The sequence below is a fragment of the Carnobacterium pleistocenium FTR1 genome (assembly GCF_000744285.1).
GTDB classification, from domain to species: domain Bacteria; phylum Bacillota; class Bacilli; order Lactobacillales; family Carnobacteriaceae; genus Carnobacterium_B; species Carnobacterium_B pleistocenium.
This window is the reverse complement of record NZ_JQLQ01000002.1, coordinates 1831526-1852505: the sequence shown is the minus strand read 5'-3', so window position 1 is coordinate 1852505 and position 20980 is coordinate 1831526. Positions and strand designations below refer to the sequence as shown.

Genomic DNA, 20980 nt, shown 5'->3' with positions numbered 1-20980 from the left:
TTTCTAATCAAATAATCAGGAGGCAAGCTATGAGAATGAACAAAAAAATTATAGCCGGATTAATTACTCTTCTCCTTTTCTTTACTGGATTCTATACTATAGAACAAGATAAGGAAACTACTTCTATTCTTTCAAAAGACCAAATAGCTATTGAACTAGTACGAACTATTGACGGAGATACCATTGTTTTTAATGAAGATGATGATGAAAAAAGGTTGAGGTTGCTACTTATTGATACACCAGAGAGCAGTGTAACTAAAACCGGTTCTGCTCAGCCATATGGTGTAGAAGCAAAAGACTTCCTTACCAATTATTTGAAAGGGAAAAATTTATCAATAGAATATGATCCAGCTCATGAGAAAATCGATGACTATGATAGGGTATTAGCTTATCTTTATGCAGATGGAGAACTGGTGCAAGAAGTAATGGTTGAAGAAGGGTTAGCACGTATAGGATATGAAAATGGAGATGAAAGTTATTTGGATCAACTGATTGATGCTGAACAAAAAGCAAGTACAGATGAAATAAATATTTGGTCCATTGAAGACTATGTAGGAGATTACGGATTTAATAAATAGTGAATAGAGTATAAAATGTAACAATAAATATGCTATACTAATTGAGGTAATGATATATGCTGACATACCTAAGGCATATTTGACTAAGGATACAATAGGTTAAATAGAGTAAATAAAAGACTTAAATGAGGGATAAATGATGGAAGACTATTTAGAAAAAGAAGTAGAGTCACGAAAGACCTTTGCAATCATTTCCCACCCGGATGCAGGGAAAACGACGATTACTGAGCAACTGTTGTTATTTGGTGGAGCGATTCGTCAAGCAGGTACGGTAAAAGGAAAAAAATCCGGAAAATTTGCTAAATCAGATTGGATGGATATTGAGAAACAACGTGGAATTTCTGTTACTAGTTCGGTTATGCAATTTGATTATAAGGATAAAAGAATCAATATTTTAGATACACCAGGACATGAAGATTTCTCTGAAGATACTTACCGTACATTGATGGCAGTTGATAGTGCCGTAATGGTTATTGATAGCGCTAAAGGGATTGAACCTCAAACGAAAAAGCTATTTAAAGTTTGTCGTATGCGAGGTATTCCAATTTTTACGTTCATCAATAAATTAGACCGTGATGGAAGAGAGCCACTAGATTTATTAGAAGAATTAGAAGAAGTTCTAGAAATTGATTCTTATCCGATGAATTGGCCAATTGGTATGGGTAAAGGATTGTTGGGACTTTACGATAATTACAATAAAACAATTGAGATACATCGTCCTGAAATTAATGGTATAGATGGACAAAAGGTCATAAAATTGAATGAGGCTGGCGAGATTGAAGGAGACCATCCTATTAAAGCGTCAAGTCTGTATTCTCAAGCTTTAGAAGATATTGAGCTATTAAATGAAGCTGGAAATGAATTTTCAGAAGAGAAAATTGCTTCTGGTGAACTTACACCCGTATTCTTTGGGTCAGCTTTAACCAATTTTGGAGTAGAAACTTTTTTAAATACATTTATCAACTTTGCGCCAAGTCCTACAGCTCATACTGCAACGAGTGGTGAAGAAATAGAACCAACAACAAATGAATTTTCAGGCTTTATTTTTAAAATTCAAGCTAATATGAATCCTGCCCATCGAGACCGAATCGCTTTTGTACGTATATGTTCAGGAACGTTTGATCGTGGAATTGATGTTACATTGGCAAGAACAAAGAAAAAAATCAAATTATCAAATTCAACTCAATTTATGGCTGAGACTCGTGAAATTGTTCAGCATGCTGTTGCAGGGGATATCATAGGGCTTTATGATACTGGTAATTTTCAAATTGGAGATACCATTTTTGAGGGCAAATTAAATGTGGAATATGAGAAACTTCCTCAATTTACTCCAGAAATGTTTATGAAAGTGAATGCTAAAAATGTAATGAAACAAAAATCGTTTCATAAAGGCGTGCAACAGTTAGTTCAAGAAGGAGCTATCCAACTGTATAAAACTTTTCATACTGAAGATTATATTATTGGAGCAGTTGGGCAATTACAATTTGAGGTGTTTGAATACCGTATGTTAAATGAATACAAATCAGAAATTGTTATGACACCTATGGGAAATAAAATTGCCCGTTGGATCAAACCTGAAGATTTGGATGAAAATATGTCTTCAAGTCGCAATTTATTGGTACGTGATCGCTCCGGAAATCCGTTATTTTTATTTGAAAATCAATTTGCAATGCGTTGGTTCGCCGATAAATACCCAGATGTAGAATTAACATCATTACTATAAAAAACAAACAAACCACTCTAAGTTTGAACTTAGAATGGTTTGTTTGTTTGATTAGTGGAAAAATATTGTTTTGAATATATGAAAGTTACTATTAAAGTTGAATAATAATTATAACAGGCTTTTTGAAATTAATCTTCATTGGGTATAGACAACTCAACGATGTGTGGAGCGTGTAGAATTTCAACATTTTCTAAAGTTGTTTCAAGAATATTTTCTAAGACAAAACTAATTTCCGCATTCTTTATATTACGAATTTTATTTAGTAGAAGAACATCTTTGTGTGTTGCAGCACCTGAATAGATAATTGTAGTAGGACCTAAAGAAAAAACCTTTACAAAATTTGCATCAGTGTTCTCCAATTGCTCCATCACAAGATCAGAATGATTATTCGTAACATCTATTAGTTTCATAATCTTTCACCTCTTCTTATACCGGTTAGGTTACATCCATTATATAATTAAAAACGAAATAATTCAAAATATTTCAACTACCTAATCATTACTTGTCTGAATAATTTATACTTTTTATTAAAGGCTCTGGAAAAATTATTCTAAAATTAGTTTGAGTAAATTTTTCATAAACTATAGATGTAACAATCTAGCTAAAGTTAAATTTTAAGACAAAAAAACAGGAAGAAGATGATCTCGATTCATTATTAAGATCATCTTCTTCCTGTCGATAATGATCCGCAAAAACTAGGAAAACGCCATAAAATAGATGCCGGTGATGCGTTCCGTGCAATCACCGAAAAAATTTCTGGAAAATCAGAAACATCCTGGTACCGTGCAAACCTGAATAACATAAAAAACTGGAGAGCATGTACGGATAAATTGGAGCAAAAAACAGAAGATGCATTTGCAATGGTGATGCAAGATATTGTAACAACAGTGCAATATCGCCTACCAAGTATTCACGTTGTTTTCTCTAATTTGGAATATGGGTTTATCAAAGTTGAACAAGAAGACACAAATCATAGTTATTATGGCGTAGACTTCAAGGAGGTGGACTATGCTAAAATTGTTGAAGCGCAAGGTGCAATTGGGTTTACGATTATTAAAATCAGTGAGTTAGATGAAGTTTTTCGTAATGCAGTAGAACTGGAAAAAGCGGGACGGACAGTGGTGATCGATATGAAAATCAACCATGATCGACCCATACCTGTTGAAGAGTTAAAATTAGATCCAAAAATTTACACAGCAGAAGAAATCAAGGCGTTTAAAGAACGCTATGAAGCGCAAGAACTCAAACCATTTGGTTACTTTTAGAACAAGAAGGCCTACAATCAAATATACAAAAAAGAGTTAATGGCTAGCGGTATATGATATGAATCTTATTTGGTTATATAATTTTTGGTGGGGATAAATAAATTAATTCAATGATTCACTAAAAAATTCTAGAGGAATAGGGTTGCTTGTAGCCATGTATAAGGTTCAATGAGAATTACAAACTCACAGGTGGCACAATGGCTTAAAAAAGCAAACTTGTACATTCCAGAAGAAATTTTATCTTGAAACATGCACACCAATTAACTTAGAACAATTACTAATGCAATAATTCTGTTAAAAAAACAGTACTCCATCAAATTTTTTGATGGAGTACTGTTTTTTTATTTTAAAATTGAATTTAAATTAGTTGTTTAAGAATTTAAACTTTTAGTATCGGGTTCTTCACCTAAATCAGGAGTAGACTTTGCTGAGACAGTTTCTTTTGCGTCTACAATAAGATTACCTTCATCGTCTGTTTTTGCAACTAATTCTTTTACAGAAGGGTAATCAAGATAAAAATCAGCAATACGATCTTCAATTTGTTCTTGGATCACACGTCGTAAAGGACGAGCACCCAATTTTGGATCATATCCTAATTCAACTAATTTTTCTTTTGCTGATGGCTCTACTTCAATTGTAATTCCTTGATGTTCAAGCATATCATTTACATCTTTTATTAATAAATCGACAATAAATAATAAGTTTTCTTTTGTAAGAGAATTGAACTCAACGATTCCATCAAAACGGTTAATGAATTCTGGTTTGAAGTAATCTGTTAAATGATTTAATACAGATTTTTGTGTACCAGAAGTCGTCGCACCAAAACCAACATTTGCCTCTACATTACCAGTGCCAGCGTTGCTAGTCATAATGATGATAGTATCTTTAAAACTAACTGTACGGCCTTGAGCATCCGTCAATCTGCCATCGTCAAGAATTTGTAAAAACATATGCAATACATCAGGATGAGCTTTTTCGACTTCATCTAATAAAATGATGCTGTAAGGATTGTGACGAACTTTTTCGGTCAATTGACCTGCTTCATCATAGCCGATATATCCAGGTGGTGAACCGATTAGTTTAGAAACACTGTGTTTTTCCATGTATTCACTCATATCAAATCGAATATAGGCTTCTTTGTTTCCAAATAATTCTAAAGCTAGTTGTTTAGCTAATTCAGTTTTTCCAACCCCAGTAGGCCCTACGAAAAGGAAAGAACCAATCGGACGGTTTTTATTATTGAACCCAACACGGCTTCTGCGTATGGCTTTGGAAACTTTATCAATTGCTTCATCTTGTCCAATGACATGTTTTTTTAAGTCTTGCCCTAAGTTCCGTAATTGTGTTTGCTCTTTTTCTTTCAATTCTCCTACAGGGATGTTAGTCTTCATTTCGATAATTTCAATCATATCCTGCTCAGTTATTGTAGGTTCAACTGAATCAGGATTTTGTTGATCTCTCATAGTAGAGAATTTTTTTGCTTGATCACGATAAAAAGCAGCTTTTTCATAATCCTCTTGTTGTAGAGCTAACTGTTTTTGTTGAGCAGCTTCTGCAATTTTATCCTCAAGTTGTTTTGGATCAACAATTTGTATCGTCAAGTTCTTTTTGGAACCCGATTCATCTAATAAATCAATAGCTTTGTCGGGTAAAAAACGATCTTGGATGTAACGATTAGATAAGCTGACAGCGCTCTTGATAGCTTCATCTGTATAATGAACATGGTGGTAATCTTCATATTTTTTTTGTAGACCTTGGAGAATGGTAATAGTCTCTTCAACGGTCGGTTCGTTAACACGTACGGGCTGCATGCGTCGCTCTAGAGCAGCATCTTTTTCAATCGTACGGTATTCTTTCAATGTTGTTGCTCCAACCATTTGCATCTCACCGCGTGCAAGAGCTGGTTTAAGCATATTTCCAGCATCCATACTTCCTTCGGCACTTCCAGCTCCAACAATTTCATGGACTTCATCAATAAATAAAATAATTTGTGGATTTTTCTTTAATTCATCCATTAATTGTTTCATACGTTCTTCAAATTGGCCTCGGATACCTGTTCCTTGAACTAAAGAAGCAACGTCTAGTCGAATGACTTCTTTGCTTAATAATTTTTGAGGGACATCTCCATCAACAATTTTTTGTGCTAAGCCTTCTACGACTGCCGTTTTACCAACACCAGGTTCACCAGTTAAGACTGGATTATTTTTAGTGCGGCGATTTAAAATTTCAATTACGCGTTCGATTTCTTTATCGCGTCCAATGACGGGGTCAATGGCACCCGTTCGAGCTAATTCTGTTAGATTCGTCCCATATTCGCCTAGGAGTCCTGGTTTTTTATTTATAGGTGGCTGACCTCCAGAACCTCTTTGAGTTGGAGGGGTGTTAGGACTATTTTGTTGCGAGTTGTTGTTTGGATTATTTTGCATAGAGCGGAAAAACTGATCTAAATTTCCAAATCCAAAAGGATCTTGCGGTGAACGATCATTTCTGATTTCACCATGATTTTGAGCATCTTTTATAAGTTGATAACAATTTTGACAAACATCCAATTGACCTTTTTGACCATTCATATTGGTAAATAAATGGATAGTTGCTTCGCGTTGATTGCAGTTTTGACATAACATTTAAACACAACCTTTCATTTAATAGGTTAATAAATCAAATAAAGTCAAATAAATGATTGACCATTACTGACCTTGTTGATTATCATTATACACTGACCTTTTTTGACTTTCAAGTAATTAGCATTATAATTTTTGATTTTTTGAATTTTTTGAATTAAACTAAATAGAATAAAATAGGTTAAAACAAATAGTAAAGGACGTCTTAATAGTGAGCAGAGAAGAATTGCAAATACAGTTGAAACAATTGCTTCAAGGAGATACGAATGCCATAACTATTGAAAAAAAAGATTTTATGATTTTTAGAGAAATTTGGATTAATCATGAGGAGAAGGAATCGATTATTGGAGAGGCTCTTCATAATGGAAATGTTATTTATCGGTATAGCTCTAACTTGAAAAGTGGAAGAGAAATATTAGGAAAATAATAGTTGTTAAAATAAGAAAAAAATGGTAATCTTATAAGTTGTAAGGGCTATATCGAATGTTTTTGCTGGAAAAAATGGTTTTAACAGCTGAAACTAGATAGTGTTCTCAAAAATAATATATATTAAAGGGGATTTTTTATTATGGAAAAACGCGAATTTCATGTAGTAGCTGAAACAGGTATTCATGCACGTCCAGCAACGTTACTAGTACAAACAGCAAGCAAATTTAGTTCAGATATCAACCTAGAATATAAAGGTAAATCTGTAAACTTGAAATCAATCATGGGCGTTATGTCATTAGGCGTTGGACAAGGTGCTGACGTAACTATTTCTGCTGATGGTTCAGATGAATCTGAAGCTCTTGCAGGAATCGAAGAAACAATGAAGAAAGAAGGCTTAGCTGAATAATGGTTGAAAAATTAAATGGGATCGCAGCAAGTGACGGTATTGCAGTCGCAAAAGCTTACTTACTAACTGAACCCGATTTAACTTTCAACAAAATTTCAGTTGAGAACTCTGATTCAGAAATTAACCGCTTAAAATCGGCATTAAACGAAGCATCAAAAGAACTTGAGATCATTCGGTCTAAAGCAGCAGAATCTCTAGGTGAAAAAGAAGCCCAAGTTTTTGATGCGCATTTAATGGTTCTATCTGATCCAGAATTAATCGGGAGCATTGAAAGCTCTATTAATGATAATAAATTTAATGCAGAAAGTGGTTTGAAAGAAGTAACAGATACGTTTATCAGTATGTTTGAAGGCATGGAAGATAACCCTTACATGCGTGAACGTGCAGCTGATATTAAAGATGTTACTAAACGAGTATTGAGTCATTTGTTAGGCGTGAAACTTCCTAATCCTTCAATGATTGATGAAGAAGTGATTGTGGTTGCTCATGATTTAACACCAAGTGACACTGCTCAATTAAATCGCCAATTTGTGAAAGCTTTTGTTACCGACATCGGTGGACGTACTTCACATTCAGCAATTATGGCTCGTTCTTTAGAAATTCCTGCAATTGTAGGAACAAAAGATATTACTTCTTTTGTTAAAGAAGGAGATCTTATCATCATCGATGGTCTTGAAGGCGATGTAATCGTTCATCCAGAAGCATCTGATGTTGCGACGTATGAAGCAAAAGCAAAAGCTTTTGCAGATCAAAAAGCTGAATGGGATAAATTAAAAGATGAACCAACAATTACAGCAGATGGAAAGCACATCGAATTAGCTGCAAATATTGGTACTCCAAAAGATTTAGTAGGCGTAAAAAGCAATGGTGGTGAAGCTGTTGGATTATACCGTACAGAATTCCTTTATATGGATTCACCTGATTTTCCTACAGAAGAAGCTCAGTTTGAAGCTTATAAAGAAGTTTTAGAAGGTATGGAAGGTAAAGGCGTTGTTGTTCGTACAATGGATATTGGCGGAGACAAAGAATTACCTTATCTAACGTTGCCACATGAAATGAATCCATTCTTAGGTTACCGTGCTATCCGTATTTGTTTAGCAAGACCGGATATGTTTAGAACGCAATTGCGTGCATTATTACGTGCCTCTGTTTTCGGACAATTACGTATTATGTTTCCAATGATTGCAACTTTACAAGAATTCCGTCAAGCTAAAGCAATGCTTTTAGAAGAGAAAGCTAAATTAGTAAATGAAGGTATTGAAGTATCAGATGATATCGAACTTGGTATCATGATCGAAATTCCTGCTGCTGCTGTTATTGCAGATAAATTTGCTAAAGAAGTAGATTTCTTCAGTATTGGTACTAATGATTTGATTCAGTATACTATGGCTGCTGATCGCATGAATGAACGCGTTTCTTATCTTTACCAACCCTATAACCCATCAATTTTACGTTTAATTAAAACGGTTATTGATGCTTCTCATAAAGAAGGAAAATGGACTGGTATGTGTGGAGAAATGGCGGGAGATCAAACGGCTGTGCCGCTTCTATTAGGACTGGGATTAGACGAATTTTCTATGAGTGCTTCAAGCATTCTTAAGACACGTAGTTTAATGAAACGTTTAGACACAAAACAAATGGCTGAATTGGCTGATAAAGCAATCAATGATTGTGATACTGCTGATGAAGTTGAAAAACTTGTCGAAATGTATACTAAATAAAGATGAAAAGTGGAAGAATCAATTTGATTCTTCCACTTTTTTTATTTTTTTCTAAATAAATACGCTCTCTTTGCAAGAACTGATATACTAGAGTTAAATTGAAAAGGGGAGAGGATATAAATGAAAAAAACTATCGGATTTATCGGAACTGGGGTAATGGGTTCCTCCATTGTTAAACATTTATTAATAGCTGACTATACAGTCACAGTATACAATCGTACGAAGAGTAAAGCTGACGAATTAATTCAGTTAGGAGCAAAATGGGCTGATTCACCAGCTGAGGTAACTGAAAAAAGCGACATTGTTTTTACTATTGTAGGCTATCCAAAAGACGTTGAGCAAAGTTATTTTGGTGAGAAGGGCATCTTTAAAACGGCCACTGAAAAACATATCTTAGTAGATATGACGACCAGTACACCTACATTGGCTAAAAAACTGTATAAAGAGGGACAGCAAAGAGGTATTGAAGTTCTAGACGCTCCAGTTTCTGGAGGAGACTTAGGGGCTAAAAATGGAACTTTGACAGTTATGGTTGGTGGAGATATACATACTTATGAAAAAGTGAAACCTATTTTTGAAGTATTTTCTGGCAAAGTTAATTTACAAGGTGAAGCTGGGAGTGGACAGCACACGAAAATGGCTAATCAAATCATGATTGCTGGAACAATGATGGGTATGGCTGAACTGTTAGTTTATGCGCAAGCTGCAAATTTAGATCTTGAAAAAGTATTGGATACGGTTGGCGGAGGCAGTGCCCAAAACTGGTCTTTATCAAACTATGCTCCAAGAATTCTTAAAGAAGATTATACAGCTGGTTTTTTTGTTAAACATTTTATTAAGGATTTGAAAATTGCTCTAGACGAAGCTGGAAAAATGGCTTTGGATCTGCCTTCAACTCGCTTAGCTAAACAATTATATGAAGATTTGGCACAAAATGGTTTTGAAAATGATGGAACGCAAGCTATTATTAAATTATGGTGGTCAGAAGGAAAACGTTCAAAATAAAAAAAGACAGAAATGAAATTGATTCAATTTCATTTCTGTCTTTTAGGTATGAGGATCATTTTACAAGCTACCTTTATTTCTTTGGGTGTAATTGCTCAAACGCTTAACAGCTTCCACTAATTTTTCCATACTAGCAGCATAACTTATCCGTACATAACCTTCACCGGCACTCCCAAAAGCAGATCCGGGTATCAGCGCTAGTTTATCTTTTTCGGCTAGTTCAATACAAAACTCCATGCTGTTTTGTATATACTCTTGTGGGATTTTTGCAAAAAGATAAAAAGCTCCATTTGGACGAGCAATTTCAAATCCTAATTGAGTCAGTTCTTCAAAAAGATAATCTCTTCTTTTATGGTATTCTTTTTTCATTGGAAGAGCATCGTCTATCCCCGTAGTTAAAGCTGCTAAAGCTGCTTTTTGAGAAATAGAAGTGGCGCATGTGACGAGGTATTGATGTACCTTGATAATTTGTGCTGCAAGTTCTTTTGGAGCAAAAATGAAGCCAATTCTCCACCCGGTCATGGCATGAGATTTTGAAAGTCCGTTGATCAAGATAGTTTGATTTCTCAGGTACTCTGCAATAGAAACATGTTCAACATCATAAGTTAGTTCACTGTAAATTTCATCACTAATAACAAATATAGGGTATTTTTTAATAGTATCAGCAAGGGCTTTGATCTCTTCCCTTGTATAAGTCACGCCTGTTGGATTATTTGGGTAATTTAAGATAATTGCTTTTACACTCGGTCCGTGTTCTTCCATTGCATTTTCAATCATCTGTGGAGTCAATACAAATCCATTTACACTAGTATCAATAAAAATAGGCGTCGCTTGACTCAAGGTGATCAGCGGTTTGTAGCCTGGAAAAATTGGAGAAGGAATCAATATTTTATCCCCAGGATTTAGAATAGCTAACAAGGAAGCTGAAATAGCTTCAGTAGCTCCAACGGTAACTAATACCTCATTTTTAGGATCATACGAAACGGCATATTTTTTTTGCATAAAAGCTGAAGCAGCTTCGCGCAGTTGGATATCCCCAGCTGTACCTGTATAATGCGATTGATTGTTGTTGATAGCTTCGATGGCAGCTAATTTAATATGATTGGGTGTATTGAAATCGGGTTCACCCAAGGTCAATTTAAGGATGTCATTTATTACTGACACACGCTCATCAAATTTCCGAATATCTGAGATCTCAATTTTATACGTTTGATTGTTAAAATGATCAAGTAATGGATTCATAATTTTAACGTCTCCTTTTGGATTATGTAATGCAATTATAGTAACACAACTCTTTGAAAAAAATAAATTTTTTAGATAAAGATTATTTTTTTATGAAAATAGTGTGAGTTTAATGTCTTTTGTATAAAATTCTGTTAGAATGATTATTGAGTTAAGTTTGAAAGGGGCACGAAACTATGACAACTTCACAATTAGTAGGGATTATTCGCCGATTGGAAGCTATGCTAGAAGATACAGAAAGTGAAGTTCAAGTTCGTCGATTTGAAAAAGAAGGAAATGAACGGTGTATTATTACCTATGATACAAAAACCGAAACATTTGAATTGTTAGAAACATCTACTCAGCAAGTATATCAATTTGATGATGTAGACTTAGTTGCTATGGAAATATTTGAAGTACTTCAAGATTAAAATAGCCGTTGATGGTAAAAAAATATTAATTAAAGACAGATAGAAAAAATTCTAAAAAGAATTTTTTCTATCTGTCTTTTTTTTGATCAATTCTAGCTAGTATTTTTTCTGAAATCCTTTATACTAGTGATATTGATAATTAAAATTGGATGAAAAATAAATTGCTTAAATCTCATATAAAAACAAATATAAAAACAAATATAAAAGGTAATCAGATAAGTAAAAGGAGAGAAAGCATGAAAAATAATTTGCAGATAGGTATCTTAGGTTTTGGAACTGTTGGAAGCGGCGTATTGCGTATTTTGAAGCATCATGAGCCGAAATTAAATCAAGTAACAGGTGTATCATTAAAAGTGAAAAAGGTTTTAGTGCGTGATATGGAAAAAAATCGAGGTTCAATTGCTGAGGGCATTGAACTAACGCTAGATGCTGATGAGATTGTAAGTGATCCTGAGATAGATATTGTTGTCGAAGTTATGGGCAGTGTTGATGATGCAAAAAAATACATCAAAAAAGCATTAGTATCTGGAAAGCATGTCGTCACGGCAAATAAAGATTTAATTGCATTACACGGGAATGAATTGGTCGCATTAGCAAAAGAAAATCATTGTGATCTTTACTATGAAGCTAGCGTTGCTGGAGGGGTCCCAATTTTACGCACGATAGTGGATAGTTTAGCTTCTGATGAGATCCAAAAAGTTTTTGGTATTGTTAATGGAACAACAAACTTTATCTTGTCAAAAATGACAAACGAAGGAAAATCTTATGATGATGCCTTAAAAGAAGCACAGGAATTAGGTTTTGCTGAAAGCAATCCAACTAATGACGTTGACGGTATAGACGCTGCTCGTAAGATGGTTATATTAACGCGTTTAGCTTATGGGATGAATGTAGAAGTAAATCAAATTGAAACAAAAGGAATTCGAAATTTACAACAAAAGGATATTGAAATGGCTAGAAAATTAGGCTACAAAATCAAATTAATTGGATCAGCGATTCAAATTGAAAATAAAATCAGTGTAGACGTAGGCCCAATATTGGTACCAAACAATCATCCACTAGCAAGTGTCCAAGATGAGAACAATGCTGTTTTTGTAGTAGGAGCTGCTGTTGGAGAAACAATGTATTATGGACCTGGAGCTGGGGAATTACCAACGGCTACCAGCGTCGTCAGCGATGTCATTACAGTAGCAAAAAATATTCGTTTAGGTACAAGCGGAAATGTATTTAGTTCTTATCAACATGAAACAAGACTCGCAGAAGATACAGAAGTATTCAATAAATATTATATTGCTATTGAAATGCAAGATAAAACAGGACAATTTTTAGCTTTAACAAAGTTATTTAGTCAATTTGATATTGGTTTTGACCAAATTATTCAACAACCACTGCCTAGCGATATGTCAAAGGTCGTAATTGTGACCCACAAGATAAATAAGGATCAACAAAAAAAATTACTAACAGTTCTTAAAGGTGCAAATGAAATGAATTTACTCGTTTGTTTTAAAGTGATGGAGGGAAAATAATGTATCAAGGACTACTTGAAAAATATAAAGAAGTATTGCCAATTACAGATAAAACACCTATGATTTCTCTTTACGAAGGGAACACACCTTTAATTCCACTGAAAAATCTTTCGAAAGAGCTTGGTGTCAAAATTTATGGGAAATATGAAGGGTTAAATCCTACTGGGTCTTTCAAAGATCGTGGGATGGTTATGGCAGTAGCTAAAGCAAAAGAAGAAGGAGCAAAAGCAATCATTTGTGCATCTACTGGAAATACCAGTGCTGCAGCTGCAGCTTATGCTGCACGTGCAGGATTAAAAGCGTATATTGTTATTCCAGATGGGAAAATTGCTTTGGGTAAGTTAGCCCAAGCTGTTATGTATGGAGCAGATATTATTTCTATACAAGGTAATTTTGATCAAGCATTAAAATCAGTAAGGAAATTAGCTGAAACGGAAGCTGTTACACTAGTTAACTCAGTAAATCCATACCGAATTGAAGGGCAAAAGACTGCTGCTTTTGAAGTTTGTCAAGATCTCGGAAAAGCTCCAGATGTTTTAGCTATTCCAGTTGGGAATGCTGGAAACATTACAGCTTATTGGAAAGGTTTTAAAGAATGGAATGAATTAAATCAAACTGGGCTGCCGAGAATGCATGGTTACGAAGCAGAAGGAGCAGCTGCAATTGTCCAAGGAAAAATTATTGAATCTCCTGAAACGATTGCCACAGCTATAAGAATCGGCAACCCAGCTAGTTGGAAATTAGCTGAAAATGCTCGGGATGAGTCTAAAGGAAAAATAGATTTTGTTACAGATGATGAAATCATTGACGCTTACCGAAAAGTTGCTGCAATGGAAGGTGTCTTTATTGAACCAGGATCAGCGGCTTCATTAGCCGGAGTAATTAAAGATGTTAAAAGTGGAGCTATTAAAGAAGGAGAAACCGTTGTTTGTGTATTTACTGGGAATGGATTGAAAGACCCAGATACAGCACTTGAAGTAAACACTATTCCTATTTCAAAAATGGATGATTTAGAAGATATGAGGAAACATTTGCAGGCAAGTGTGAAAAAATTATGAAAATAATTGTACCCGGAACAACTGCAAACCTAGGTCCTGGTTTTGATTCATGTGGATTAGCTTTAAATCTTTATTTGACGTTAGAAGTAGGAGCTGAAAATAGAAATTGGGTGATCCATCATACTTTAGATGAGCGTATTCCATGTGATGAAACGAATCTTATCATTCAAACGGCTCTTGCTCTTGCTCCAACTATTCAACCTAGAGAACTATGGATGGAAAGTGAAATACCTGCAACTCGGGGATTAGGGAGCAGTTCGGCTGCTATTATTGCTGGAATTGAATTAGCTAACCAATTAGCCGAATTAAAGTTAAGCGACAAAGAAAAGGTGACTATAGCTTCTAATTTGGAGGGACATCCAGATAATGCTGCATCAGCTATATTAGGAGACTTTGTGGTAGCAACTAAAATTAATGAGGTCGTTTTTGCAGTTAAACATTCTTTTCCAGATACAGGGATATTAGCTGTTATCCCAAATTATGAATTATTAACAACAGAAAGTCGGGATGTATTGCCAAAAAAATTGGCTTATCCACAAGCAGTTCAGGCCAGTTCTATTAGCAATGTTATGATTTCAGCCTTTTTAGCTAATGAATTAGAGGTAGCAGGGGAAATGATAGAAAACGATTTATGGCATGAGAAATACCGCAAGGATTTGGTTCCTCACTTGTCAAAAATTCGCATTTTGGCTAAAAAAAATGGAGCTTATGCTACTTTTTTAAGCGGTGCAGGACCTACTGTTTTAATTCTTGTACCTTATCTAAAATTAAAAAAACTTGAACAGTTATTAAAGAAGATGTTTTCAAATGCTACTGTGCAACAATTTAAAGTTGACCGAAAAGGTATGCAAGTACTGAAATAAAAGCAAAAATGGAGTCGGAATTTATACCGACTCCATTTTTTTAAGTTAAAATAAGTTCTTAAACAATTCTCAAAAAAACTGTTACCAAATTAAATTTATTAAAAAATTTTTTTAATTTTAGAGTATTCCTATTTTTTGTAACGGTATTTCGTTGAATAGTTCACTAACCAACACTATTTGATACAGGGTATTTTAAAGTTCACCGACGATTTTTGAACCATGTAACTCTGAAACACCTAGGTAGTCTTGAATAGTAGCTGCGTTTTTGTCAGTAATGCCTCCACCTGGAAGAATAAGAATACGATCTTTTGCATAGTCGACTAATTCTTTAAGATGTGGAAGTGTTTCTGTAATGGGTATACTTAAATCCCCACCATGCGTTAAAATTCTTTGTACACCATGTTCAGCCAACCAATCGATTGCTTCAAACTGATTTTCAACTGGAATTGCATCAAAAGCCATATGAAAGGTTGTTTGTAATCCATAAGATTCCTCTAATAACTGTTCCATTGCATCTTCATCAATTAAATGATCGTTTGTCAAACAACCAAATACGATTCCATCTAATCCTAAGTTACGAGCTTCAATAATATCATAGCCCATAATTTTCAATTCACTGTCATTATAAATGAAATTACCCGATCGAGGACGAATCATGGCCATTAACGGTATCATTTTTTCGGCACAATAAGCAGCTGCTTCATGCATGACGCCTTTGCTGACCGTTGTTCCGCCACTTATTAAGTAATCACATAATTCTATTCTGGTTGCTCCTTGCGCAATTGCTTTTGGCAGAGAACTATAATTTTCTATACAAACTTCTTTTAAATACATAATAATGATCCCCTTTTAGATAGTTTATAAGCTAATTGTAAAACTAAGATTTGACATTTTTTATTTACTAGTACAATACTAAATAGTATAGCAAAAAACTACTAAAGAGTTCTATGAAATTCGTAAGATAATTGAATCTAAAGAACGTCTTCGTTATAATAGAGCAGAAATACTAAATGAAGCTTTTGATATTTTTTTAAATAACGAGACAGTAACGACTTTTTTTACGGATAAGTTGTTTCAAAGGATGGTAATGATGAGAATTTTAATTCAAAAATTTGGCGGTACATCAGTAAAAGACGAAGAAAGTCGATTAGCTGCAGAAAAACATATCGTACATGCCGTTGCATCAGGATATAAAGTGATAGTGGTAGTTTCAGCTATTGGAAGAATAGGTGATCCTTATGCGACAGATTCACTTCTAGCACTAATAGATGGAGAAAAAAGTTATTTAGATTTAAGAGAGCGCGATATGTTGTTATCCGTTGGAGAGACAATATCTACAGCTGTATTTACAAACCAACTGAAAAAGAATGGTATTCATGCAATCGGTTTGACTGGACAAAGTGCTGGTATAGTTACTAATGAAGATTATGGACAGGCAAAGGTACAAAGAATAGATACTGATGCGATTTATGCATATATGAAAACAAATGATGTAGTTGTAGTAGCCGGTTTCCAAGGGATAAGTGAAAATGGGGATGTAACAACTATTGGGCGTGGAGGCAGTGACACCACAGCTGCTTTGTTAGGTGCCGCATTTGACGCAGAGTATATTGATATTTTTACAGATGTTTCCGGAATGATGACAGCAGATCCACGATTAGTAGAAAAAGCTCAATTTTTACAAATCGTGAGCTACAATGAAGTAAGCAATATGGCTCATGAAGGCGCAAAAGTTATCGACCCAAAAGCTGTTGAAATTGCTCAACAGGCTGGCATACCTGTTCGGATCCGTTCTACTTACCAATCCGTAAAGGATATGGGAACGTTGATTACCAATTCAGAAACTCAAAGTGGTCCGCAGCGTCTAGTAACGGGAATTGCTCATGTGCCTCATTTAGTTCAATTTACTATTGAAACAGATGAGAATTTACAAGAGTCATTATTTAATCTGTTAGCTCAAGCGGGATTTAGTTTGGATTTCATTAATATATTTCCTGGCAAAATTGTTTTTACGCTCCCAAAATCCATTTCTGGAAAAGCGAAGCAATTGTTGAATGAACAGAAAATCATTTTTGCAACTCATGAGAATTGTGCAAAAGTTGCAATTGTAGGTGCAGGTATAACTGGGGTGCCGGGTGTAACAGCTAAAATCGTGACAACAATGTCAAAATTGAAAATTCCTATTTATCAATCTGCAGATAGTTACACAACTATTTGGATTTTAATTGAAGAAGAAAATTTAAAGCTAGCATTAAACGAACTGCATGAAGTGTTTTTACAAGTAAAATAAGGTTGAGAAAAGTAAAATAATGCCGTTCAAGTATAAAATAAAGACGAGTCACATGAGAATTAACCTGGAAATCACCGGTAATGATTGTTTTTTTAATAATTTGGCGTATAATTAAGAAAATAGTAAACTTGAGGAGTACTGTAAATGGTACTCCTATTTTAGTGAGTAAGGAGAAAAAATGTTAAAGATATTTAAGCCGACATATATGGTAGAAGCTATTTACCATATAACACCAGAACAATTGAGAGAGCAAAAAATAAAAGCTGTCTTAACCGACTTGGACAATACCTTAATAGCATGGAATAACCCGGATGGAACTGAACAGTTGATTGAGTGGATCAATGTGATGGAAGAAGCTGGGATACCTGTTGTAATTCTTTCTAATAATAAAGCAAAGCGTGTTGACCGAATTGCAAAAGTGTTGCACTTAGACTATGTTTCTCGAGCTTTAAAACCAACAACAATTGGTTTTAAAAGGGCAAGTAAAAAATTAAATCTAACTACTGATGAAATCATCATGGTAGGGGATCAAGTTATGACGGATATCTGGGGAGCAAATCTTTCTGGAGTACGTAGTGTTTTAGTTAAACCGATACTAGATACGGATGCTTGGAATACTCAATTTAATCGTTTTATGGAGCTGCATATCATGAATTACATGATTAAAAAAGATCCAAATATGAGATGGAGGAAGTCAATAAATGACGAAAGTAGAATTAAATAATGAAGAAGAGATTCGTTGTGTTGGTTGCGGAGCTATTATCCAAACAACGGATAAAGAAATTGCAGGTTATACACCAACTTCAGCCTTAGAAAAAGGTTTAGAAAAAGGCGAAGTGTATTGTCAACGTTGTTTTAGATTACGTCATTATAATGAAATTCAAGATGTCCAATTAACGGATGATGATTTCCTGAAATTATTAAATGAACTTGGTTCAGAAGATGCATTAATCGTAAACGTTGTTGATATTTTTGATTTCAATGGAAGTTTAATACCTGGCTTACATCGCTTTGTTGGGAAAAATCCAGTTCTCTTAGTTGGAAATAAGGTGGATTTACTTCCTAAATCATTAAAACGTGGGAAAATGACACAATGGATGCGTGAACGAGCTCACGAAGAAGGCTTGCGACCGGAAGATGTCTTGTTAACAAGTGCTATGAAACCAGCTGAGATGGAAGTCTTGCTAGATACTATTGAAAAACATCGCAAAGGACGTAATGTTTTTGTAGTCGGTGTAACAAATGTTGGAAAATCAACATTGATCAATCAAATCATTAAGTCAACAGCAGGCGTCCAAGACTTGATTACAACTTCTCAGTTTCCTGGAACAACGCTTGACCGAATAGAGATTCCATTAGATGATGGGAAGTTTCTAATTGATACACCGGGAATCATTCATCGTCATCAAATGGCTCACGTCTTAGGAGACAAAGATTTAAAATTAATTGCGCCAAAAAAAGAAATAAAACCAATCGTTCATCAACTGAACGAAGGCCAAACATTGTTTTTTGGAGGAGTCGCTCGTTTTGATCATTTAAAAGGAGGCAGACATTCGTTTACTTGTTTTACCTCGAATGATTTACTTATTCACCGTACAAAATTAGAAAAAGCGGATGAATTATATCAAAAACAAGTCGGTAAACTATTGCAGCCTCCTCGTGAAGATGAAGTTGAGAACTTCCCTAAATTGGTTCGTTTTGAGTTTTCTGTTAAAGAAAAATCAGATATTGTCTTTGCAGGCCTTGGCTGGGTCACAGTCAATGAACCAGGATGTGTCGTAGCTGGATGGGCACCAAAAGGTATAGATGTCCTTATTCGAAAATCTTTGATATAACTAGAAATAAATTAGAAATGATCATTAAGATCTTAATGGAGTGAATAAAATGAATTTAACTGGTAAACAAAAACGTTTTTTAAGAAGTAAAGCACATCATTTAAACCCAATTTTTCAAATTGGAAAAAATGGATTAAATAAAGAGGTAATTGTTCAAATTAATGAAGCTTTAGAAAAAAGAGAATTGATTAAAGTAGGCTTACTACAAAATACAGATGAAGTAGCTCAAGACGTAGCCGCAATTCTTGAAAAAGAAATCGGTTGTGATGCAGTTCAAATAATTGGTCGCGTAATCGTATTATTCAAGAAATCAACTCAAGAAAAGTATCAACGTGTTTCCATTGAACTTCCAAGAGCAAAATAATGATTATTAGTCGCATAAAGAAAGGTGATCAGCTTGAGAGGGCAATCTTTTTCTAGTAACAAAACACAAGTTTTAACTGAAATTGAAATTGGGAGTCGGCCAAAAAGAAGAGTGGGTATTCTTGGTGGAACGTTTAGTCCTCCGCATATTGGGCACTTAATTATTGCAGATCAAGTGTGTCATCAATTAGGATTAGAAAAAATCTATTTTATGCCAAGCGCAAATCCACCACATCAAGATGAAAAAAAAGCAATCAATGTCAATCATCGTCTTCGGATGGTTGAATTGGCTATTGAAGATAATGTTTTTTTTGATATTGAAAAAGCCGAAATTGAACGCGGCGGAAAAAGCTATACTTATGATACGATAACGAAATTGAAGGAAGAACATCCCGATACAGAATATTATTTTATTATTGGTGGAGACATGGTAGAATATTTACCTAAATGGTACAGAATAGAAGAATTGGCAAAGCTTGTAGAATTTGTGGGAGTGAATCGTCCAGGTTACCCGACTATCAGTCCTTATTCTATTATCTGGGTAGATGTCCCTTTAATGGATATCAGTTCTACTTCTTTACGTAAAAATCTAAAAATGAACTGTCCAGTCAATTACTTGATTCCTGAAAAGACACTCAATTATATTTGTCAGGAAGGATTGTATCAAGATGAAAAATGAAATAAATCCTTTAGTGTATTCAAAAAAATACGTATCCCTAACAAGAGATAAATTGATTCAGACTATTCAAAGTCAAATGAGCCAAAAGCGACTTCAACATGTTTTGGGTGTAGAACAAGCCGCTGTTCAATTAGCTGAAAAATATGGCGCTTCAATAGAAGCTGCTAGTATTGCTGCCTTAACCCATGATTATGCTAAAGAACGTAGTAATAAAGAAATGCAAGACTTGATTTTTAATGAAAAATTAGATTTAGAATGGCTCGATTATGGAAGCAATATTTGGCATGGTCCTTTAGGAGCTATCTTAGTTGAACGAGAATTAGGTATATCAGATGCAGATATTCTGAATGCCATTAGACACCATACAATAGGCGCTGAAAAGATGACAGTGTTGGAACAAGTAATTTATGTTGCTGACTACATTGAACCTGGAAGAAACTTTCCAGGTGTGGAACATGCACGTACTCTTGCAGCAGAAAACTTACAATCAGCCGTTCGGTATGAAACAAAACAAATATTGCAGCATTTGATTGAGCAAAACAAAAAAATTTATCCAAAAACAATTACTACCTATAATAAATGGGTAGCAAATCCTTAGGAGGAACAACATGGTAACTGAAAGCATAAAATTAGTAGAAACAGTCGTTAAAGCAGCAGATGATAAAAGAGCAGAGGATATCATAGCAATGGATGTCAGCAAGATTTCTATTTTAGCAGATTACTTTATTGTGATGCACGGAAATAGTGAAAAACAAGTTAAAGCTATTGCCGAAGGAATCATTGACAAAGCTCAAGAGTCAGGAATTGACGTAAGAAGAATTGAAGGGCGTGAATCGTCTAAATGGATGCTTATTGACCTTGGAGATGTAGTTGTACATGTCTTCCACTATTCAGAACGTTCATTTTATAATCTTGAAAAATTATGGAGTGATGCTCCATTGGTAGACATCACAAAAATGGTCTAAC

22 protein-coding genes are annotated in these 20980 nt (G+C 34.6%); 18 read left to right on the top strand and 4 right to left on the bottom strand.

Annotated elements, in window-relative coordinates; all coding sequences use genetic code 11:
• Positions 1-29 precede the first annotated feature (29 nt).
• A complete protein-coding gene (locus BP17_RS09115; protein ID WP_035053699.1) occupies positions 30-578 on the top strand; it encodes a thermonuclease family protein in 549 nt (182 codons plus the stop codon).
• Positions 579-717: 139 nt separating this feature from the next.
• Positions 718-2301, top strand: a complete 1584-nt coding sequence (locus tag BP17_RS09110) for a peptide chain release factor 3 (RefSeq protein WP_156956057.1) — start codon at positions 718-720, stop codon at positions 2299-2301.
• 128 nt (positions 2302-2429) lie between these two features.
• On the opposite strand, the gene BP17_RS09105 is transcribed toward BP17_RS09110, so the two are convergent.
• Positions 2430-2711: a DUF1827 family protein gene (locus BP17_RS09105; protein ID WP_035053690.1), complete on the bottom strand. Its 282-nt coding sequence runs from the start codon at positions 2709-2711 to the stop codon at positions 2430-2432.
• A 420-nt stretch (positions 2712-3131) separates the two neighbouring features.
• Here BP17_RS09105 and BP17_RS09100 point away from each other — a divergent pair, with 420 nt between their 5' ends.
• Positions 3132-3566 carry a thiamine pyrophosphate-dependent enzyme gene (locus tag BP17_RS09100; RefSeq protein ID WP_051910511.1) on the top strand — a complete coding sequence of 145 codons (435 nt, stop codon included), beginning with the start codon at positions 3132-3134 and terminating at the stop codon, positions 3564-3566.
• Between the two features lie 371 nt (positions 3567-3937).
• On the opposite strand, the gene BP17_RS09095 is transcribed toward BP17_RS09100, so the two are convergent.
• Positions 3938-6190, bottom strand: a complete 2253-nt coding sequence (locus tag BP17_RS09095) for an ATP-dependent Clp protease ATP-binding subunit (protein ID WP_035053687.1) — start codon at positions 6188-6190, stop codon at positions 3938-3940.
• A 208-nt stretch (positions 6191-6398) separates the two neighbouring features.
• Here BP17_RS09095 and BP17_RS09090 point away from each other — a divergent pair, with 208 nt between their 5' ends.
• The 4 genes from BP17_RS09090 (at position 6399) to BP17_RS09075 (ending at position 9748) form a co-directional block, all read left to right on the top strand.
• Positions 6399-6614: a hypothetical protein gene (locus BP17_RS09090; protein WP_035053685.1), complete on the top strand. Its 216-nt coding sequence runs from the start codon at positions 6399-6401 to the stop codon at positions 6612-6614.
• A gap of 141 nt (positions 6615-6755) precedes the next feature.
• Positions 6756-7022 (top strand): phosphocarrier protein HPr, encoded by a 267-nt coding sequence (locus BP17_RS09085; RefSeq protein ID WP_035053681.1) that lies wholly within the window; start codon positions 6756-6758, stop codon positions 7020-7022.
• Positions 7022-8743, top strand: a complete 1722-nt coding sequence (ptsP, locus tag BP17_RS09080; protein ID WP_035053678.1) for a phosphoenolpyruvate--protein phosphotransferase — start codon at positions 7022-7024, stop codon at positions 8741-8743. Before BP17_RS09085 ends, ptsP begins: the two co-directional genes overlap by 1 nt.
• A gap of 120 nt (positions 8744-8863) precedes the next feature.
• Complete coding sequence (locus BP17_RS09075) at positions 8864-9748, top strand: NAD(P)-dependent oxidoreductase (RefSeq protein WP_035053675.1); 885 nt, start codon at positions 8864-8866, stop codon at positions 9746-9748.
• Positions 9749-9808: 60 nt separating this feature from the next.
• Here BP17_RS09075 and BP17_RS09070 read toward each other — a convergent pair whose 3' ends face one another.
• Complete coding sequence (locus BP17_RS09070; RefSeq protein WP_035053672.1) at positions 9809-10990, bottom strand: pyridoxal phosphate-dependent aminotransferase; 1182 nt, start codon at positions 10988-10990, stop codon at positions 9809-9811.
• Between the two features lie 176 nt (positions 10991-11166).
• Between BP17_RS09070 and BP17_RS09065 the strand changes: the two genes are divergently transcribed.
• The 4 genes from BP17_RS09065 (at position 11167) to thrB (ending at position 14847) form a co-directional block, all read left to right on the top strand.
• Positions 11167-11400, top strand: a complete 234-nt coding sequence (locus tag BP17_RS09065) for a YkuJ family protein (RefSeq protein WP_035053669.1) — start codon at positions 11167-11169, stop codon at positions 11398-11400.
• Between the two features lie 236 nt (positions 11401-11636).
• Complete coding sequence (locus tag BP17_RS09060; protein ID WP_035053668.1) at positions 11637-12926, top strand: homoserine dehydrogenase; 1290 nt, start codon at positions 11637-11639, stop codon at positions 12924-12926.
• Positions 12926-13984 (top strand): threonine synthase, encoded by a 1059-nt coding sequence (thrC, locus tag BP17_RS09055; RefSeq protein ID WP_035053667.1) that lies wholly within the window; start codon positions 12926-12928, stop codon positions 13982-13984. The genes BP17_RS09060 and thrC overlap by 1 nt, the downstream gene beginning before the upstream one ends.
• Positions 13981-14847 (top strand): homoserine kinase, encoded by an 867-nt coding sequence (gene thrB, locus BP17_RS09050; protein WP_035053666.1) that lies wholly within the window; start codon positions 13981-13983, stop codon positions 14845-14847. The genes thrC and thrB overlap by 4 nt, the downstream gene beginning before the upstream one ends.
• 192 nt (positions 14848-15039) lie before the next feature.
• On the opposite strand, the gene BP17_RS09045 is transcribed toward thrB, so the two are convergent.
• On the bottom strand, positions 15040-15681 hold the full coding sequence (locus BP17_RS09045) for a copper homeostasis protein CutC (protein WP_035053663.1): 642 nt from the start codon (positions 15679-15681) through the stop codon (positions 15040-15042).
• A 256-nt stretch (positions 15682-15937) separates the two neighbouring features.
• Here BP17_RS09045 and dapG point away from each other — a divergent pair, with 256 nt between their 5' ends.
• The 7 genes from dapG (at position 15938) to rsfS (ending at position 20979) form a co-directional block, all read left to right on the top strand.
• A complete protein-coding gene (gene dapG / locus BP17_RS09040) occupies positions 15938-17137 on the top strand; it encodes an aspartate kinase (RefSeq protein ID WP_035053660.1) in 1200 nt (399 codons plus the stop codon).
• A gap of 178 nt (positions 17138-17315) precedes the next feature.
• Complete coding sequence (locus BP17_RS09035; RefSeq protein ID WP_035053658.1) at positions 17316-17861, top strand: YqeG family HAD IIIA-type phosphatase; 546 nt, start codon at positions 17316-17318, stop codon at positions 17859-17861.
• Positions 17839-18972 carry a ribosome biogenesis GTPase YqeH gene (gene yqeH / locus BP17_RS09030; protein ID WP_035053657.1) on the top strand — a complete coding sequence of 378 codons (1134 nt, stop codon included), beginning with the start codon at positions 17839-17841 and terminating at the stop codon, positions 18970-18972. The genes BP17_RS09035 and yqeH overlap by 23 nt, the downstream gene beginning before the upstream one ends.
• A gap of 49 nt (positions 18973-19021) precedes the next feature.
• Positions 19022-19336 carry a ribosome assembly RNA-binding protein YhbY gene (yhbY, locus tag BP17_RS09025; RefSeq protein ID WP_035053654.1) on the top strand — a complete coding sequence of 105 codons (315 nt, stop codon included), beginning with the start codon at positions 19022-19024 and terminating at the stop codon, positions 19334-19336.
• Positions 19337-19369: 33 nt separating this feature from the next.
• Entirely contained in the window at positions 19370-20014 is a 645-nt protein-coding gene (locus tag BP17_RS09020) for a nicotinate-nucleotide adenylyltransferase (protein ID WP_035053651.1), read from the top strand.
• Complete coding sequence (gene yqeK, locus BP17_RS09015) at positions 20004-20612, top strand: bis(5'-nucleosyl)-tetraphosphatase (symmetrical) YqeK (RefSeq protein ID WP_035053649.1); 609 nt, start codon at positions 20004-20006, stop codon at positions 20610-20612. The genes BP17_RS09020 and yqeK overlap by 11 nt, the downstream gene beginning before the upstream one ends.
• A 10-nt stretch (positions 20613-20622) precedes the next feature.
• The gene (gene rsfS / locus BP17_RS09010) at positions 20623-20979 is read left to right on the top strand and encodes a ribosome silencing factor (RefSeq protein WP_035053647.1); all 357 of its coding nucleotides are present in this window, start codon (positions 20623-20625) and stop codon (positions 20977-20979) included.
• Position 20980: the final 1 nt, after the last annotated feature.

Bases quoted from the DNA above. Each gene is read 5' to 3' on its own strand.
- BP17_RS09060 (WP_035053668.1), top strand. From the start codon at position 11,637: ATGAAAAATAATTTGCAGATAGGTATCTTAGGTTTTGGAACTGTTGGA.
- BP17_RS09070 (WP_035053672.1), bottom strand. From the start codon at position 10,990: ATGAATCCATTACTTGATCATTTTAACAATCAAACGTATAAAATTGAG.
- BP17_RS09085 (WP_035053681.1), top strand. From the start codon at position 6,756: ATGGAAAAACGCGAATTTCATGTAGTAGCTGAAACAGGTATTCATGCA.
- thrC (WP_035053667.1), top strand. From the start codon at position 12,926: ATGTATCAAGGACTACTTGAAAAATATAAAGAAGTATTGCCAATTACA.
- BP17_RS09075 (WP_035053675.1), top strand. From the start codon at position 8,864: ATGAAAAAAACTATCGGATTTATCGGAACTGGGGTAATGGGTTCCTCC.
- BP17_RS09115 (WP_035053699.1), top strand. From the start codon at position 30: ATGAGAATGAACAAAAAAATTATAGCCGGATTAATTACTCTTCTCCTT.
- BP17_RS09105 (WP_035053690.1), bottom strand. From the start codon at position 2,711: ATGAAACTAATAGATGTTACGAATAATCATTCTGATCTTGTGATGGAG.
- ptsP (WP_035053678.1), top strand. From the start codon at position 7,022: ATGGTTGAAAAATTAAATGGGATCGCAGCAAGTGACGGTATTGCAGTC.
- thrB (WP_035053666.1), top strand. From the start codon at position 13,981: ATGAAAATAATTGTACCCGGAACAACTGCAAACCTAGGTCCTGGTTTT.
- yqeH (WP_035053657.1), top strand. From the start codon at position 17,839: ATGACGAAAGTAGAATTAAATAATGAAGAAGAGATTCGTTGTGTTGGT.
- yqeK (WP_035053649.1), top strand. From the start codon at position 20,004: ATGAAAAATGAAATAAATCCTTTAGTGTATTCAAAAAAATACGTATCC.
- rsfS (WP_035053647.1), top strand. From the start codon at position 20,623: ATGGTAACTGAAAGCATAAAATTAGTAGAAACAGTCGTTAAAGCAGCA.
- BP17_RS09065 (WP_035053669.1), top strand. From the start codon at position 11,167: ATGACAACTTCACAATTAGTAGGGATTATTCGCCGATTGGAAGCTATG.
- dapG (WP_035053660.1), top strand. From the start codon at position 15,938: ATGAGAATTTTAATTCAAAAATTTGGCGGTACATCAGTAAAAGACGAA.
- BP17_RS09110 (WP_156956057.1), top strand. From the start codon at position 718: ATGGAAGACTATTTAGAAAAAGAAGTAGAGTCACGAAAGACCTTTGCA.
- BP17_RS09095 (WP_035053687.1), bottom strand. From the start codon at position 6,190: ATGTTATGTCAAAACTGCAATCAACGCGAAGCAACTATCCATTTATTT.
- yhbY (WP_035053654.1), top strand. From the start codon at position 19,022: ATGAATTTAACTGGTAAACAAAAACGTTTTTTAAGAAGTAAAGCACAT.
- BP17_RS09045 (WP_035053663.1), bottom strand. From the start codon at position 15,681: ATGTATTTAAAAGAAGTTTGTATAGAAAATTATAGTTCTCTGCCAAAA.
- BP17_RS09035 (WP_035053658.1), top strand. From the start codon at position 17,316: ATGTTAAAGATATTTAAGCCGACATATATGGTAGAAGCTATTTACCAT.